The organism is Aliidongia dinghuensis, assembly GCF_014643535.1.
In the GTDB taxonomy this organism is placed as follows: Bacteria; Pseudomonadota; Alphaproteobacteria; order ATCC43930; family CGMCC-115725; genus Aliidongia; species Aliidongia dinghuensis.
The window spans coordinates 114410-129054 of sequence record NZ_BMJQ01000018.1; the positions used below are offsets into that span (position 1 = coordinate 114410).

Genomic DNA, 14645 nt, shown 5'->3' on the forward strand with positions numbered 1-14645 from the left:
CATTTTTCTACATTCTGCTGCTATTTTGGCAGTCGAATTGACGAAATAGGCAACCCTGCATGGACGATCTCGATCACCGTTTGATCGCGGAACTTCGCGTGAACGCGCGCTCGACGATCCCGACACTCGCGAAGCTCCTGGGCGTCGCGCGCGGCACCGTGCAGACGCGGATGGACCGCCTCATTGCCAATGGCACGATCGCCGGCTTCACCGTCAGGCTGAAGGAACATGCCAGTGCCGACCAGATTCGCGGCGTCATGATGATCGAACTTGAGGGGAGAAACCTCAAAGGTGCCGTAGCCGCTTTGCGAAAAAACCCGGGGTTCGCGGCCGTTCACACCACAAATGGCCTTTGGGATCTGATCGCGGAAATCGAGGTCCCCAACATGAGCGAGTTCAACCGGCTCGTAACGGGCATCCGCGTGATGGAAGGGATCGCGAAATCGGAAACGCACCTGTTCCTCGGGCCTGCCTAGCGAGTGCCGAAGCATAGGCATAATCGCCATTGTCTGGCGAAATGGACAAAAATTCTGACTATTCCGTCAGAAAGACGCATGTTTCCGCAAGACTATGCGGTTTCAGGCCACACATGCTGAGCGGTAATCTTGGGCTCTAAGCCAGGAGTTTCTCATGTCGCAAGCCCCGTCCGAAAAGGCGCTCGTTCCGTTCGTCAGCGTCGAGAACATGATGCGCCTCGTGCATCACGTCGGCATCGAACGGATGCTGCTCGAATTGACCGACGCGGTCGAGGCCGACTTCCGGCGCTGGGAGATCTTCGACAAGACGCCGCGCATCGCCTCGCACTCGCGCGACGGCGTGATCGAGCTCATGCCGACCTCGGACGGCGTCACCTATGGCTTCAAGTATGTGAACGGCCACCCGAAGAACCTGGCGGAAGGGTTGCAGACCGTGACGGCGCTCGGCCTCCTGGCCGAGGTCTCGAGCGGCTATCCGGTGTTGCTGACCGAGATGACGCTGCTGACGGCGCTCCGCACGGCCGCGACCTCGGCCATGGCCGCGCGGCATCTGGCACCAAGCAACGCCAAGACGATGGCGATGATCGGCAATGGGGCGCAAGCCGAGTTCCAGGCGCTCGCCATGAAGGCCGTCGTCGGTATCGAGGCCGTGCGGCTCTATGACATCGACCCGCGCGCGACGGCGAAGACGGCCCGCAACCTCGCCGGCTCCGGCCTGGCGGTGACCTCATGCCGGTCCGCGCAAAACGCCATCGAGGGGGCTGAGATCGTGACCACGTGCACGGCCGACAAGCAGTTCGCCACGATCCTGACCGACAACATGATCGGGGCGGGAATCCACATCAATGCGATCGGCGGCGATTGCCCGGGCAAGACGGAGTTGCATCGCGACATCCTGTTCCGCGCGGACACCTTCGTCGAATACCCGCCGCAGACCCGTGTCGAAGGCGAGATCCAGCAGATGGCGCCCGACTATCCGGTGACCGAGCTCTGGCGGGTCGTGCGCGGCGAGGCCGCCGGCCGGCGCGACGCGCGTGCGCTTGAAGGGCACGGATTTCTACCAGGATATCGACATCATCGCCGATCCGGACGATCCGCGCGATCTGTTCGGCATGCTGCAGCGCGCGAAGGCATAAGCCGCGGGCCGGCGCCACCTCGACGAGCCGCCTCATCCGCGGCAGCGTCGCTGGGGATCGATCGCTCACTGGGCTTCAGGGATCGCAGCAGTCGGCAGCCTAAGGCCGTTCCGAGAATGCCAGGAAGACGTTTCCGTACGCCTCAGCGTCTACCAGGCTGATCTCATTGCCGTCACGGCGGTATTCCGCTTCCGCTGCGTCCAGGAACGGAATGACCCGGGCGACCGACGAAACCGTCACGTGAATGGCGATGCAGCACGGTTCGGCGGCATCTCGCAGACTCACCGGCAGGGCGCCGTAGATCTTCTCGACGGCTGCCCGGTCGGCGACCACGAACACGCCGTTGCCTGTCCGGGCGCCGAAGCCGCCAGGATGGTCGAAGATTGCCTCCGCACCGTAGAGACCGCTCAGCCGCGTGCGGACCTTCTCCTGGTGTTCTGGCCGCGCCAGGATGGTCACCCGCGAGATGCCGTTGGCGCCGTTCGGGTGCGACAGCCACTGCGGCACGTAGATGAGCTCCGGCCGATGCTGCTGGCAGATGAAGTTCGACAGGCGGGGCAGCGCCGGGTCATAGAGGATCTTCAGCGTCGTGGCGGTCCGGTCCGGCCGGCCGTCGGGCAGCACGACGTCGCGGCCGAACGCGATGGTCCCCTGGCTGACAATGCCGCGCCGCTGCACGATCTCGACGTCGCCCGCTGCGTCTTCGCTATGCAGCGCCAGGAGCGAGATGCCCTCCCGTTCGCGCAAGTGTTTGTAAATCGTTCGGCCGAAACGGAAGTCCCCCACCGGCTTCTCGTCGAGCAGGCTCTCGTCGTAGATGCTCATGATCTCCAGCAAGCACTGGTCGAACATGGCGAGCGACGTGCTCGTCCCCCAGGGATGCCTGCCGACGGGCGTCATCGTGAAACCGAGCGTCGCGTATCGGTCTCTCACCAAGTCGATATCGCGAACGACGATGAGCGCGTGATCGATACCGAGAAAGCCCGCCATTCTTGCCGCCTCCATCCGTGGTGCTGTCAAAATCCCGCGAAGGAGCCTGAAGACCGGACCTTCCGCTTCGCTGGCACGCCGGCGACTGTCGTCCCCGGCTCGACACTCGAGAGCACGACGGAGCCAGCGGCGATGACGCTCCCCGCGCCGATCTCGATGCCGCCGAGGATGATGGCACCGGCGCCGATCGTAGCACCCCGCCGAATCCGGGGATGCCGCTCGGGACCGTCATCCTTGAGCGTGCTGCCGAGCGTCACGCCGTGCCAGATCGCCACGTCATCCTCGATGATCGTCGTTTCGCCGACGACGAATCCCAGCCCATGGTCGAGCCAGATGCCGCGACCGAAGCGCGCCGCCGGATGAATGTCCGTCGTGAAGGCCCGCCCGAACACCGTCTTGAGGGCGAGGGCAAGGTCGGTCCGGCCGGCAGACCACAGGCTGTGGGCCACACGATGCGCCAGCAGCGCGTGGATCCCGCGCGAGAACAGCAGTGTGGCGATCGGCCCACCGGGTTCGAAATTCTTTCGCGCCGTCGCTTCGACATCCGCGCGAGCGGCTTCGAACGCATCGCCGTCGCTGCGAAAGACCGCGAGAGCCGTCGTGCCTGCCGCTTGGCGCGCCGCTGAGTCGGCGAGGCTGCTCGACAGGACGGTCGCGAACAGCTCGGCATCGGACGACAATTCTTCCGGCGCGATTGCAAGGATCGGCCGCAATGCGGGCTCCCGCGCGAACAGGGCCCTCGCTTCCATGATGAGCGGATCGGCATGCCGGCGGTCTGCCGCGGGCGGGGTTGCGCCTGCTGTCCTTTCGGCGCCATGGTTCACGACTGCGTCTCCCCCTGGTTCGCTCCGCGATGCTTCCGGCTGCCGCGTTCAGCCCGGGGAATAGCCGAAACTGATCGGCGGCTCGGCCGCGGTCTCGACCCAAATGCTCTTCGTCTGGGTATAGGCCATCAGCGCTTCCTTGCCGCTCGACCGGCCATAGCCGCTCCGGCCGAACCCGCCGAACGGCGACATGACGTTGATGGTCTTGTAGCCGTTGATCCAGAACGTTCCCGCGCGCACGGCGGCGGCGACGCGATGCGCTCGCCCGACGTCACGCGTCCAGACGGCGCCCGCCAGGCCATAGGGTGTACCGTTGGCGAGTTGGATCGCTTCCTCCTCGTCGTCGAACGGGGTCACGCCGACGACGGGGCCGAACACCTCCTCGCGCGAGATCTCCATGGCCGGCGAGACCCGATCGAGGATCGTCGGCGCATAGTAGAACCCGCCGGTGTCGGCGAGCGCTGCCGGCTTCTGGCCGCCGGTCGCGAGCGACGCGCCGTCGGCCAGGCCCCGGCGGACCATCTCGTCGATCTTATGCCACTGACGCGCGTTGTTGATCGGCCCGATCTGGGTCGTCTCGAGCAGCGGCGAACCCACGGGGATGCGTTCGGCCGCCCGCGCGTATTTCGTGACGAACGCTTCATGGACCGACCGATGGACCAGCAAGCGGGACCCGGCGACACAGCTCTGTCCCGCCGCCCCGAAAATCGCGGCCTGGGCGCCGACGATCGCGCGATCGAGATCGGCATCGGCGAACACGATGTTGCCGGACTTGCCGCCGAGCTCGAGGATGCAGGGCACGAGGTTGCGCGCCGCCGTGGCGGCGATCGCCGAGCCGGCAAGGGCAGAACCGACGAAGACCACGAGTCCTGCCCTGGCATGGCCGACGGCCGCCTGTCCCGCCGTACGTCCCTGGCCGGCAATCACATTGACCAGGCCGCGCGGTGCGCCGGCCCGCTCGCAGAGAATGCCGACCACGAGCGAGCTCAGCGGCGTCAGTTCCGACGGCTTCAGCACGACCGCATTGCCGGTGCAGATCGCCGGCGCGATCTGCCATCCTGCTGTGAACAAGGGTGCGTTCCATGGCGTGATCTGAACGACCACGCCATAGGGCTCATGACGCGTGTAGTTCAGATGGGAGGTCGGAACCGGGATGACCTCGCCATGAAGCTTGTCGCACCAGCCGGCGTAATATTCGAACATCTCGGCGACGCGTAGCGCCTCGCCGCGCATATCGCGGATCGGCCGGCCGGCCGAACGGCATTCGAGCTCCGCGATCTCCTTGGCATGCTGACGGATCAGCCGGCCGATCTCGACCATGACCCGGCCGCGCGCCGAGGCGGTGAGAGCGAACCATTGACGCTGCGCCTTCTGTGCCGCCTCCATGGCGCTGTCGATGACGGCCTCGTCGGCGTCCTTGTAGGCGGCAAAGGGCTGGCCGGACGCGGGATCGATCAGATCGACCGTTTCGCCGGTACCGGGCAGAACCTCGCCGCCGACCCAGCTGCCGATCGCCTTGCCGGGCAGAAAGCCCGAAAGAAGCTCGGCGATGCGAGCATCCTGGGCGATGTCGAGCGCGATATTACCCATTGGTGGCCACCTTCTTCTCCGAAGCGGCGGGCGTCCTGAAGTCGCCCATGCGCGTGAAATCATCCGAATCCGCCAGGCGCCCGGCGCTCTCAGCCCAAATCTGGCCGATCAGCCCGGTCAGCGGCAGATCGGCCCCGGCCCGCTCGGTGAGCTCGCGGGCCAGGCGTACGTCCTTGCGCATCAGCCCCATGGAAAACCCGCTGTCGAACCGTTCCGACATGATCCAGGTCGGGAAGTGGATCTCGCTGATCGCGGAGCGGCCGGTCGCGGCGTTGATCACGCGCAAGGCGGCTTCCGGGCTGACGCCGGCGGCGGCGGCCAGCTTCAGCCCCTCGCTCGTCGTGATCATATGCGCAGCGACGAGCAGGTTGTTCACCAGCTTCGCGACGTTCCCGGCGCCGCTCGGCCCGACGTGCAGGATCTTGGCCGCCATCGCCTCAATGACGGGGCGGGCGAGGGCCACGTCCTCCTCCGTTCCGCCGATCATCATCGCGAGCTTGCCGGTTGCAGCGCCGCCAGGCCCGCCGCTGACCGGCGCATCGAGGAAACCGTGGCCGGCCGCGGCCAGGCGCTGCGCCAGTTCTCGGCTCACATCCGGCTCGGACGTCGACGTATCGATGATGATGACACGCCGGTCCGACCGACGGCCCAGCTGCTCGATATGATCATTCACGACGCCGGCGACGTCACGCGCCGTCGGCAGCGAGAAGACGATGAAATCTGCGGCCGAGAAGATCTCCGGAAGCTCGCGCGGCGCACCGACATTCGAGGCCGCGGCGGCGGTGCAGCGTTCGGCCGACAGATCGAAGCCGAGCACGTCGAAGTCTTTGCCGGCGAGCGTCTGGGCCATGCCCAGGCCCATGCTGCCAAGCCCGACAACGCCGATCGTTGGTCGCTGGTTCGCCATGCTGAGTTGACCCTCTGCCAAGACTGTCGTACGAGCGGCAAGCGCCCCTCGTCGCGGGAGCAAGAGTTCCAGGAACCGGCCGTTACGGGCTAGACGGCTATACCGGAACGATGTGTTGCCTTCAGCGCAACAGGGCAGGCCGCTCCTGCGGCGCTTCCTGGAACGCTACCATTTCCTTGGCGAGATAGCCGGCAAGCCGCTCGACCGATGTGGGCAACCGGCGGCGTGCCCGCACGATCAGATGGGCGCTCGCTTCGGTCAGCAGCGAGTCGGTCAGATCGACGATCCCGACGACGCCCCGCGCGAGCTCCGTCGCGACGGCGAACCGGGGCAGGAAGGTGATGCCCTGCCCGACGCTGACGTAGCGGCGAAGCACGTCGATCGACGTCGTCTCCAGGATCGGCACCAGGGCTCTGCCATTGTCGGCCGCGACCCGCCCGACGAGTTGCCTGACGCCGTGTCCTTGGGTGAGCAAGGCGCAGGAATTGTCGAGGGTGTCGCACAGGCTCACCCGTTCTCTGTCGTGCAGCGGATGCCCCGGCGGCGTGATGACACAGAGCGGCTGCCGGGAAATGGCCAGCGACCGAACGCTCGTGTCGATGATCGGGTTGTAGACCACGCCGATATCGGCATCGCCGCTCCGGATCGCCTCGAGCACGGCATCGGTCCCGCCGAGCGTGATGGCGAAGCGGATCGTCGGGTAGACGGGTGAAAACCTGGTCAGGCCATGTTCAATCAAGTCGGCCAGGAAGCCTTCGCCACAGCAGATCCGCACGAGGCCTTGCTTGACGTGCTTCAGCTGGCCCAACTGCTCGGTCAGCAGGTCCTGATCCTCGATCACGCGCATCGCATGTTCGACCATGAGCTGGCCGGCCTCGGTCAGGATCATGCCGCGGGCGGTCCGCTCGAACAACGGAAGCTCCAGCCGACGCTCGACATCCGCGATCTGACGGCTGACCGCCGAGGGCGCCACATGCAGATGGTCGGCCGCCTTGCGGATCGAGCCCGTTCGCACGACCGCGAGGAAATGGCGTAGCGCCCTGGCGTCAAAGGCTTCCATCGGCTTCGGCCTCGCTCAGCATTCCGGGACGTTGACGGCGAGGCCGCCGGATCACGATGCCCCGCCGCAGCATTGCGCGAATAGTGCCGATTCATCAACCAGTGTTGCCGAATTTGGAACATATCGCAGCGATCGGTTTGCGGCTCGGCAGGCCCAGAGCGATGCCGGCCTCAGCGTTGCAAATTCGGCAACGCGAACTTCTCCTTTATTGGTCTCCCCGGTTTAGTTGGTCGTTACTACGCTCCAATGGAGACGTTTTGGACGCTTCCGACGATCTCGCCCAATCAACGAAAGAACCGCTCGCAATTGTTGTCGAGCAGGCGCGCGCCAACAGGGAGTAGATCGATGCAGAAACTATCGCTCGCCGTCGCCTCGGCGATCGCGCTGACCGCGGCGGCCGCGCATGCCCCCGCGCATGCCGAGGACATCCAGATCGCGGTCGCCGGCCCGATCACCGGCTCGAACGCGGCATCGGGCGAGCAGTTCAAGCACGGTGCCGAACAGGCCGTGGCCGACATCAATGCCCAGGGCGGCGTGCTCGGCAAGAAGCTCGCGCTGTCGGTGGGCGACGATGCCTGCGACCCGAAGCAGGCGGTGGCCGTCGCGAACCAGCTCGCGTCCAAGGGGGTCGTGTTCATCGACGGCCATTACTGCTCGGGCTCGACGATCCCGGCCTCCGCCGTCTATGCCGAGGCAAGCGTGCTGATGATCACGCCCAGCGCATCCAACCCCGCCTTGACGGACGAGGCCTTCAGGAAGAAATGGACGAACGTCTATCGCGTCTGCGGCCGCGACGACGACCAGGGCCCGACGGCCGGCAAGTACATCGTCGAGCACTTCAAAGGGAAGAAGGTCGCGATCCTCGACGATCATTCCGCCTTTGGCAAAGGCATCACCGACCAGGTCCGCAAGACGATCAACGCCGGCGGCATCAAGGAAGTGGTGGATGATTCGGTCACCGTTGGCGACAAGGACTTCACGGCGCTCATCAGCAAGCTGAAGCAGGCCGGCGTCGAGATGATCTATTTCGGCGGCTACCCGACCGAGGCCGGCCTGCTGGTGCGCCAATCGCACGATCAGGGGCTGAAGGCCGTACTGATGGGCGGCGATTCCACCCAGACCGACGAATTCTGGAGCATCACGGGGGCGGTCGGCGAAGGCACGCTGTTCACCTTCCCGCCCGACCCGGAAAGGCAGGCGACCTCCCAGGCCGTGATCGAGGAATTCAAGAAGGGCGGCTACACCCCGGAAGGCTATACGCTCTATTCCTACGCCGCGGTCCAGGTCTTTGCCCAGGCGGCGGAGAAGGCGAAGTCGGTGAAGCTGGACGAGCTGGTCAAGGTCCTGCACAGCAACACGTTCGACACCGTGATCGGCCCGATCAAATATGACGAGAAGGGCGACATCACCGCCGGCGGCTATGTCGTGTGGCACTGGGCAAATGGCAAGGCGACCGAGCTCTAGCTAGACGAGCGGATAGCGCCCTGGATCGGGCAGGTTGTAGTGCCACCATTCCCGCGGATTGTGAGCCCAACCGGCGGCGGCCATCGTGCCGAGCAGCAGGCTGCGGTTCTGCAGGCTTGCGACCGGGATGTCGGTGCGCGCATGGAAGGATCGGGATGTCATCTCGTCGAAGCCCGTTCCCATGTCGAGCGGCACGCCCGCCTCATCGGTGAGCGTAAGATCGACGGCGACGCCACGGGTGTGGGCCGAACCCTTGCGCGGATCGGCGACGAAGGTCGGGTCAGGCAGCACGTCCCACAGCGCTTGCTGCACCGCCGCCGGCCGATAGGCATCGTAGACGCGCAAGCGCAGCCCCTGGGCTGAAGCCAGCTCCGCCGCGCGCATCAGCGCCGCGTGCGCGTCCGGGTGGAGCAGCGCCCTGGCATGCTCGTAGAGCGGCCGGCCGGTGATGTTGTCGGCCGTGGCATAGGCGAGTGCCACGTCGATGGCGGGATGGTGGATTTCCAAAAGCTGCATGATCGTCCGATCGGGCATGGGTGAGAGAGCGGGTCCGCTGCGGGGCAGGCCGGGAGGGAACGTGCGGGGGGTTCGTCAGGGTGCGAGCGCACCCTCACGGCTCCGATGGCAGCGCACGGGATGGGCAGCAGCGTCGGCGGTCGGCTCCAGAACCTGCGGCTGCTCGCAGCCGGCGGCGGCGAAGGGACAGCGCTCGCGAAAGAAGCAGCCTGCCGGCAGGCGCCGGTTCGAGGGCAGTTCGCGGGCGTCGATCGCGGCCTCGTCGTCGACGCTCTGGCCGATGCGCGGCACGGCCTCCAGGAGGAGACGGGTATAGGGATGTCGCGGATGATCCAGCACGTCCGCGGCCCTGCCGAGCTCGACGATTTGGCCCAGATACATGACGGCGACCCGGTCGGCGACATGGCGGATCACCGAGACATCGTGGGAGATGAACAGGTAGGTGAGCCCGCGCCGGCGCTGCAGGTCGACCAGCAGGTTGAGGATCTGCGCCTGGACCGAGATGTCGAGGGCCGAGGTCGGCTCGTCCAGGATGACGATCGACGGGTCGGCTGCAAGGGCGCGGGCAATGGCGATGCGCTGGCGCTGACCGCCCGAGAATTCGTGAGGGTAGCGGTCGACATGCTCGGGCCTGAGCCCGACCTGGGCGGCCAGAGATTGGGCGAGCGCCCTCAACTCGTTAGCGGGAACCCGTCGATGCAGGAACACGGGCTCGGTGATGATGCGCCAGACGCGCATGCGCGGGTCGAGCGACGAGTTCGGGTCCTGGAACACGATCTGCAGCGGTGCGGCTTCGGCGCCCGGCGAACTGCCGAACCGGACGGTGCCGCCGCTTGGCTTCACGAGGCCGGTCAATACCTGGGCGAGCGTGCTCTTGCCGCAGCCGGACTCGCCGACGATGCCCAGGGTCTCGCCGCGCTCGAGCGCGAAGTCGATGCCGTTCAGCGCGTGGGCATGGCCGGTCGGCCGGCCCAGCCAATTGCGGCCGACCGGGAAGCGGACCGTCAGGTCCTGGACGCTGAGCGGGCTGTCGATTCCGGCCTCGGTCATGGCGCATGATCCTGGATGGAGGCGAACCAGCAGGCGGCCTCGCGGCCTTCCTCGCCATCGAGCGGGGCCAGCGGCGGCCGCTCGCTGCAGCGCGCCACGGCATGGGCGCAGCGGCCGGCGAAGCCGCACCCCGCCGGCGGATGCCGCAAGTCCGGCACGTTGCCCGGAATGGCCGGCAGCATGGCCTTGGCAACGGCATGGTCGGGCAGGCCTTGGAGCAGGGCGCGGGTGTAGGGATGGGCCGGCGCCGCCAGCACGCTCCCGGTAGCGCCGGTCTCGACGACCCGGCCGGCATACATGACGTAGACCCGGTCGGTGTATTGCGACACCAGGCCCATGTCGTGGGTGATGAACAGGATGGCGGCATTCGACTGGCGCGCCCGGCGGCGCAGCAGCGACATGACCTGCCGCTGGACCGTCACGTCCAGCGCCGTCGTCGGCTCGTCGGCGATCACGATGGCCGGGTCGCTCGAAAAGGCGAGCGCGATCAGCACGCGCTGGCGCATGCCGCCCGACAGCTCGAACGGATAGCGCTCCAGCACCTCGGCCGGATCGGCGATGCGCATGTCGCCCAAGAGCCGGATCGCGAGCGCCCTGGCGCCGGCCTGGTCGATCGGCCGATGGCGGCGGATCACCTCGATCATCTGCCGGCCGATGCGGCGGGTCGGATTGAGCGCCGTCAGCGGTTCCTGGAACACCATGGCGGCCTGGCCGCCGCGCAGCCGGGCGAGATCCGCCTCCGGTGCCGCAAGCACGTCGTGACCCAGCAGCGAGATATCGCCGTTCAGCACCCGGTAGCGGCCGTCCGGCAGCAGGCGCAGCGACAGCATGGCGGTGACCGACTTGCCGCAGCCGGATTCGCCGACGATGCCGACGATCTCGCCGGCCCCGACCGAGAGGGTGATGCCGTCGAGCGCCCGGACGGCACCGCCATAGACCGGGAACTCGATGGTGAGGTCCCGGATGTCGAGCACCTTGCGGGCGGCGGTCATCAGCGCACCTTCTGCTTGGGATCGACGAGGTCGCGCAAGCCGTCGCCGAACAGGTTGAAGCCGATGGCCGTGAACAGGATGGCCGCACCCGGAAAGGCCGAGTACCACCATTGGTCCAGGATGTAATTGCGGGCGACGGCGATCATGGCACCCCATTCGGCCGCCGGCGGCTGGGCGCCGAGGCCGATGAAGCTTAAGGCCGACGCCATCAGGATCGTGGCGCCCAGGTCGAGCGTCGCCTGGACTATGATCGGCGGCAGCGCATTGGCCGCCACGTGCCAGCGCAGGATCTGCCAGGGCCGGGCGCCGAAGGTGCGCGCCGCCTTGACGTAGGCCGCCTCGCGGATCGTCAGCGTCTGGCCGCGCGCCAAGCGCACGTAGGCCGGGACGCGGACGAGGGCGATCGCCAGCATCGCATTCCACAGGCTGGGCCCGAGGGCGGCCGCGAGTGCCATGGTCAGCACCAGCGACGGCACCGACAGCAGCACGTCCATGAGCCGCATGACGATCGTGTCGAGCCGGCCGCCGATCACGCCCGACAGGCCGCCGATCGTGGAGCCGACGGTGCCGGACAGGATGACGACGAAGAAGCCGATCGAGACCGAGATGCGGCCGCCGTAGATCGTGCGGGTGAAGATGTCGCGCCCGACCTCGTCGGTGCCGAACCAATGGGCGGCCGATGGCGGAGCGAGGCGCGCACGCAGATTGACCGTGTTGGGCTCAAGCGGCAGGACCTGCGGCACCAGGACGATCGCCACGAGGACGGTCAGGATCATCGCAAGGCCGACGATGGTGAGCGGGCTGCGCCGCAGCCGGTAGGCGAGGTAGCGCCAGTCGAACAAGGCGCGTGCGGGCCGAGCCGCCACGGCGGAAGCGAGAGTAGGATCCGCCATATCAGCCGATTTCCGTGATGCGCGGGTCGAGCGCCAGATAGACCAGGTCGACCGCGAGATTGACGAGCACATAGGCGAAAGAGACGACGATGGTGAAGCCCATGACCGCCGGGAAATCGAGCGCCTGGATCGAAGCCACGACATAGGAGCCCATGCCGGGCCAGGCGAACACGGTCTCGGTCAGGACCGCGCCGTAGAGCAGGTCGCCGAAAGCGAGGCCCAGCACCGTGACCGAGGGGATGAGCGCGTTCGGCAGCGCATGGCCCAGCACGACACGCCACCGGCTGAGCCCGCCGGCCTTTGCGGTGCGGACATAGTCCTCGTTCAGCTGGTCGAGCATGGCGGAACGGATCTGGCGCGCCACGACGCCGACATGGACGAAGCCCAGCGTCAGCGCCGGCAGGATGATGTGCGTGAGGCTCGACAGGAAGGCGGCGCCGTTGCCGGTCATGAGCGCGTCGATCAGATAGAACCGCGTGATCGCCCGGGGCGGATCGATCAGCTGGTCGATGCGCCCGCCGGCCGGCAGCCAGTGCAGCCGGCCGTAGAAGCACAGGATGATGAGCAGGCCCAGCCAGAAGGCCGGGGTCGAGATGCCGGTCACGGCGATGGTGCGGACCAGGTGGTCGACCGGCCGGTCGCGCCAGACCGCCGACATGACGCCGAGCGGGACGCCGACCGCGACGGCGAACAGCAGCGCCGCCACCACCAGTTCGAGCGTCGCCGGGAAAAAGGCGATGATGTCGTCCGCCACGGGGCGGCCGGTGCGGATCGAAGTGCCGAGGTCGCCATGGAGGAGATCCTCGGCGTAATGGGCATATTGCTCCCAGAGCGGCCGGTCGAGCCTGAGCGTCTCGCGGATATGGGCCACGATCTCGTCCGAGGCGCGCTCGCCGGCGATAAGCCGTGCTGGATCGCCCGGGATCATGTGCGAGATCGCGAAGGTGATGAGCGAGACGCCGACGACCACGAGGATGAGGAATCCTAAGCGCCGCCGGATGATGTTGAGAAAGGACATGGCTGCTCATCCCACCCCTAGAGGCGGGCATCCGCTTTCAGTCTGAACGGGCGATGAATGGGGGCGGCCGCGCGCCGACCGCCCCCGGATCCGAAACCGGTCACTTGGTCTTGGACATCTCACCCAGATTGTAGATCTGCTCCAGCATCGGGTTGTAGACGTAGCCCTTCACGTCGGAGCGCATCGCCACCTCGCGGTTCCACTGGAACAGATAGACGTAGGCGGCATCGGCGATGACGATCTTCTGGGCCTGCTGGTAGAGCTTGGTCCGCTCCGCCTGGTTCGGCAGGGTCGCCGCCTTGCGCACCAGCTCATCGACCTTCGGGTTCGAATAGAACGACCGATTGCCCGACAGGCCCTGCTTCGTCGAATCGAACCAGTAGTTCATGAACATGTAGGGGTCGGAGAAATCCGGGCTCCAATTGCCGATGGCGATGTCGAAATCGCCCTTGCCCAGCCGCTCGCGGAAGGTGGCGTTGGCGATGTTCTCGAGCGAGACGGTACCGCCGACCTCAGCCATGTTGGCCTGGACCGCGAGCGCGATCGGCTCCCAGTTCGGGTCCTTGTTGGACAAGAGGAAATTGAGCTTGAGCGAGCCGACGCCCGCCTTCTTCAGGAGCGCCTTGGCCGCGGCCGGATCATGGGCGGCAGGCTTCAGCGCCGGATCGGCGCCCCACATGCCGTCGGGGATCGGGCCGGTCATGGGCTTCGCCTTGCCCAGCATGATGCCGTCGATGATGCCGCCGTCGTCGACCGCATCGACGATCGCCTGGCGCACCTCGGGCTTGTCGAGCGGCGGACGCTTGTTGTTGAGATAGAGGTAGGTGACAAGGAAGCTCGGGTAGTCCTCGACCACGAGGCCCTTGCCGGCCCCTTCCTTCCTCAGCGCGTCGAGCTGGTCGCCGGGCAGGCTCTCGGCGATGTCGAGGTCGCCCTGCTCGAGCTGCAGGCGGCGGGCCGAGGCCTCGGCCACGAACTTGACGATGACCTTGGAGAAGGCGGGCTTTGCCCCGGCATATTTCGGGTTGGGTTCGAGCACGATGCTCTGACCCTTCTCCCAGCTGGTCAGCTGATAGGGGCCGCTGCCGGCGGTGTGGCCCGAGAGCCAGCCCTGGGCCTGGTCGCTGCCCGTCTGGTGCTCCATCACCTTGGGATCGACGATCGCGGCACCGTCATTGGCGAGCGTGTAGAGGAACGGCGCGAACGGCGTCTTCAGCTGGAAGCGAACCGTCATCGGGTCGACGGCGGTGACCACCGTACCTTCCGGGAAGGCTTCCGAGGGGCCTTGCTTCAGGGCGAACAGGCGCTCGAACGAGAATTTGACGGCGGCGGCATCGACCGGCGTGCCGTCGGCGAAGCTGTTGCCCGGCTTCAGCTTGAAGTCCCAGGTGAGGTTGTCCGGCGAGACCGTCCAGCCGGTCGCAAGCTCGCCCTCGACGCTGGTCGAGCCCTTGCCGTTCTCCGTCTTGTAGCGCACCAGCCGCTGGTAGGCCGGATAGGTGATGGTCCAGTCATTGTTGTCCATGGTGACCGCCGGATCGAGCGTCTGCGGATCGGCGGACTTGCCGATGACGAGGACGTCCTTGGCGGTCGCCGCCAGTGCCAGCGGCGAGGTCGTTGCGGCGAGTGCCAACGCGGCCGCGAAGAGCATGGCCCGGTTCAGTCTGTCTTTGGACGGCATGGTGACTTGGCTCCCTGCAAAGGTCGTGCGTGATGGTTGGTTCTTGCT

Annotated in this window: 14 protein-coding genes; 3 read left to right on the top strand and 11 right to left on the bottom strand. The window is 66.6% G+C overall.

What is annotated here, in order from left to right; all coding sequences use genetic code 11:
• Positions 1–59 precede the first annotated feature (59 nt).
• Entirely contained in the window at positions 60–476 is a 417-nt protein-coding gene (locus IEY58_RS28015) for an Lrp/AsnC family transcriptional regulator (RefSeq protein WP_189051458.1), read from the top strand.
• 154 nt (positions 477–630) lie between these two features.
• Positions 631–1773, top strand: coding sequence for an ornithine cyclodeaminase (locus IEY58_RS28020; RefSeq protein ID WP_456057534.1), 1143 nt, complete (start codon positions 631–633; stop codon positions 1771–1773).
• Here IEY58_RS28020 and IEY58_RS28025 read toward each other — a convergent pair.
• The 5 genes from IEY58_RS28025 to IEY58_RS28045 form a co-directional block, all read right to left on the bottom strand.
• The gene (locus tag IEY58_RS28025; protein WP_189051459.1) at positions 1712–2602 is read right to left on the bottom strand and encodes a VOC family protein; all 891 of its coding nucleotides are present in this window, start codon (positions 2600–2602) and stop codon (positions 1712–1714) included. The genes IEY58_RS28020 and IEY58_RS28025 overlap by 62 nt on opposite strands.
• Before the next feature lie 26 nt (positions 2603–2628).
• Positions 2629–3351, bottom strand: a complete 723-nt coding sequence (locus IEY58_RS28030) for a serine O-acetyltransferase (RefSeq protein ID WP_189051460.1) — start codon at positions 3349–3351, stop codon at positions 2629–2631.
• A 123-nt stretch (positions 3352–3474) separates the two neighbouring features.
• Complete coding sequence (locus tag IEY58_RS28035) at positions 3475–5016, bottom strand: aldehyde dehydrogenase family protein (RefSeq protein ID WP_189051461.1); 1542 nt, start codon at positions 5014–5016, stop codon at positions 3475–3477.
• Positions 5009–5923, bottom strand: coding sequence for an NAD(P)-dependent oxidoreductase (locus IEY58_RS28040; RefSeq protein WP_189051462.1), 915 nt, complete (start codon positions 5921–5923; stop codon positions 5009–5011). The genes IEY58_RS28035 and IEY58_RS28040 overlap by 8 nt, the downstream gene beginning before the upstream one ends.
• A gap of 121 nt (positions 5924–6044) precedes the next feature.
• Positions 6045–6983 (bottom strand): LysR family transcriptional regulator, encoded by a 939-nt coding sequence (locus tag IEY58_RS28045; RefSeq protein WP_189051463.1) that lies wholly within the window; start codon positions 6981–6983, stop codon positions 6045–6047.
• Positions 6984–7328: 345 nt separating this feature from the next.
• Between IEY58_RS28045 and IEY58_RS28050 the strand changes: the two genes are divergently transcribed.
• Positions 7329–8447 carry a branched-chain amino acid ABC transporter substrate-binding protein gene (locus IEY58_RS28050; protein WP_189051464.1) on the top strand — a complete coding sequence of 373 codons (1119 nt, stop codon included), beginning with the start codon at positions 7329–7331 and terminating at the stop codon, positions 8445–8447.
• Here the strand turns inward: IEY58_RS28050 and ddpX are convergent, their stop codons facing one another.
• The 6 genes from ddpX to IEY58_RS28080 all read right to left on the bottom strand — a co-directional run bounded on the left by ddpX (position 8448) and on the right by IEY58_RS28080 (position 14597).
• On the bottom strand, positions 8448–8963 hold the full coding sequence (ddpX, locus tag IEY58_RS28055; RefSeq protein WP_189051465.1) for a D-alanyl-D-alanine dipeptidase: 516 nt from the start codon (positions 8961–8963) through the stop codon (positions 8448–8450).
• Between the two features lie 75 nt (positions 8964–9038).
• Positions 9039–10013 (bottom strand): oligopeptide/dipeptide ABC transporter ATP-binding protein, encoded by a 975-nt coding sequence (locus tag IEY58_RS28060; protein WP_189051466.1) that lies wholly within the window; start codon positions 10011–10013, stop codon positions 9039–9041.
• Positions 10010–11005: an ABC transporter ATP-binding protein gene (locus tag IEY58_RS28065; protein WP_189051467.1), complete on the bottom strand. Its 996-nt coding sequence runs from the start codon at positions 11003–11005 to the stop codon at positions 10010–10012. Before IEY58_RS28065 ends, IEY58_RS28060 begins: the two co-directional genes overlap by 4 nt.
• Positions 11005–11898 (bottom strand): D,D-dipeptide ABC transporter permease, encoded by an 894-nt coding sequence (gene ddpC, locus IEY58_RS28070; RefSeq protein WP_189051468.1) that lies wholly within the window; start codon positions 11896–11898, stop codon positions 11005–11007. Before ddpC ends, IEY58_RS28065 begins: the two co-directional genes overlap by 1 nt.
• Before the next feature lies 1 nt (position 11899).
• Positions 11900–12916 carry an ABC transporter permease gene (locus tag IEY58_RS28075; protein WP_189051469.1) on the bottom strand — a complete coding sequence of 339 codons (1017 nt, stop codon included), beginning with the start codon at positions 12914–12916 and terminating at the stop codon, positions 11900–11902.
• Between the two features lie 100 nt (positions 12917–13016).
• Positions 13017–14597 (bottom strand): ABC transporter substrate-binding protein, encoded by a 1581-nt coding sequence (locus tag IEY58_RS28080; RefSeq protein WP_189051470.1) that lies wholly within the window; start codon positions 14595–14597, stop codon positions 13017–13019.
• Positions 14598–14645: the final 48 nt, after the last annotated feature.

Excerpts from the sequence above, each read along its gene's own strand:
- IEY58_RS28040 (WP_189051462.1), bottom strand. The coding sequence starts at position 5,923 with ATGGCGAACCAGCGACCAACGATCGGCGTTGTCGGGCTTGGCAGCATG.
- IEY58_RS28080 (WP_189051470.1), bottom strand. The coding sequence starts at position 14,597 with ATGCCGTCCAAAGACAGACTGAACCGGGCCATGCTCTTCGCGGCCGCG.
- IEY58_RS28045 (WP_189051463.1), bottom strand. The coding sequence starts at position 6,983 with ATGGAAGCCTTTGACGCCAGGGCGCTACGCCATTTCCTCGCGGTCGTG.
- ddpC (WP_189051468.1), bottom strand. The coding sequence starts at position 11,898 with ATGGCGGATCCTACTCTCGCTTCCGCCGTGGCGGCTCGGCCCGCACGC.
- IEY58_RS28030 (WP_189051460.1), bottom strand. The coding sequence starts at position 3,351 with ATGGAAGCGAGGGCCCTGTTCGCGCGGGAGCCCGCATTGCGGCCGATC.
- IEY58_RS28025 (WP_189051459.1), bottom strand. The coding sequence starts at position 2,602 with ATGGCGGGCTTTCTCGGTATCGATCACGCGCTCATCGTCGTTCGCGAT.
- IEY58_RS28075 (WP_189051469.1), bottom strand. The coding sequence starts at position 12,916 with ATGTCCTTTCTCAACATCATCCGGCGGCGCTTAGGATTCCTCATCCTC.
- IEY58_RS28015 (WP_189051458.1), top strand. The coding sequence starts at position 60 with ATGGACGATCTCGATCACCGTTTGATCGCGGAACTTCGCGTGAACGCG.
- IEY58_RS28065 (WP_189051467.1), bottom strand. The coding sequence starts at position 11,005 with ATGACCGCCGCCCGCAAGGTGCTCGACATCCGGGACCTCACCATCGAG.
- ddpX (WP_189051465.1), bottom strand. The coding sequence starts at position 8,963 with ATGCAGCTTTTGGAAATCCACCATCCCGCCATCGACGTGGCACTCGCC.
- IEY58_RS28050 (WP_189051464.1), top strand. The coding sequence starts at position 7,329 with ATGCAGAAACTATCGCTCGCCGTCGCCTCGGCGATCGCGCTGACCGCG.
- IEY58_RS28035 (WP_189051461.1), bottom strand. The coding sequence starts at position 5,016 with ATGGGTAATATCGCGCTCGACATCGCCCAGGATGCTCGCATCGCCGAG.
- IEY58_RS28020 (WP_456057534.1), top strand. The coding sequence starts at position 631 with ATGTCGCAAGCCCCGTCCGAAAAGGCGCTCGTTCCGTTCGTCAGCGTC.
- IEY58_RS28060 (WP_189051466.1), bottom strand. The coding sequence starts at position 10,013 with ATGACCGAGGCCGGAATCGACAGCCCGCTCAGCGTCCAGGACCTGACG.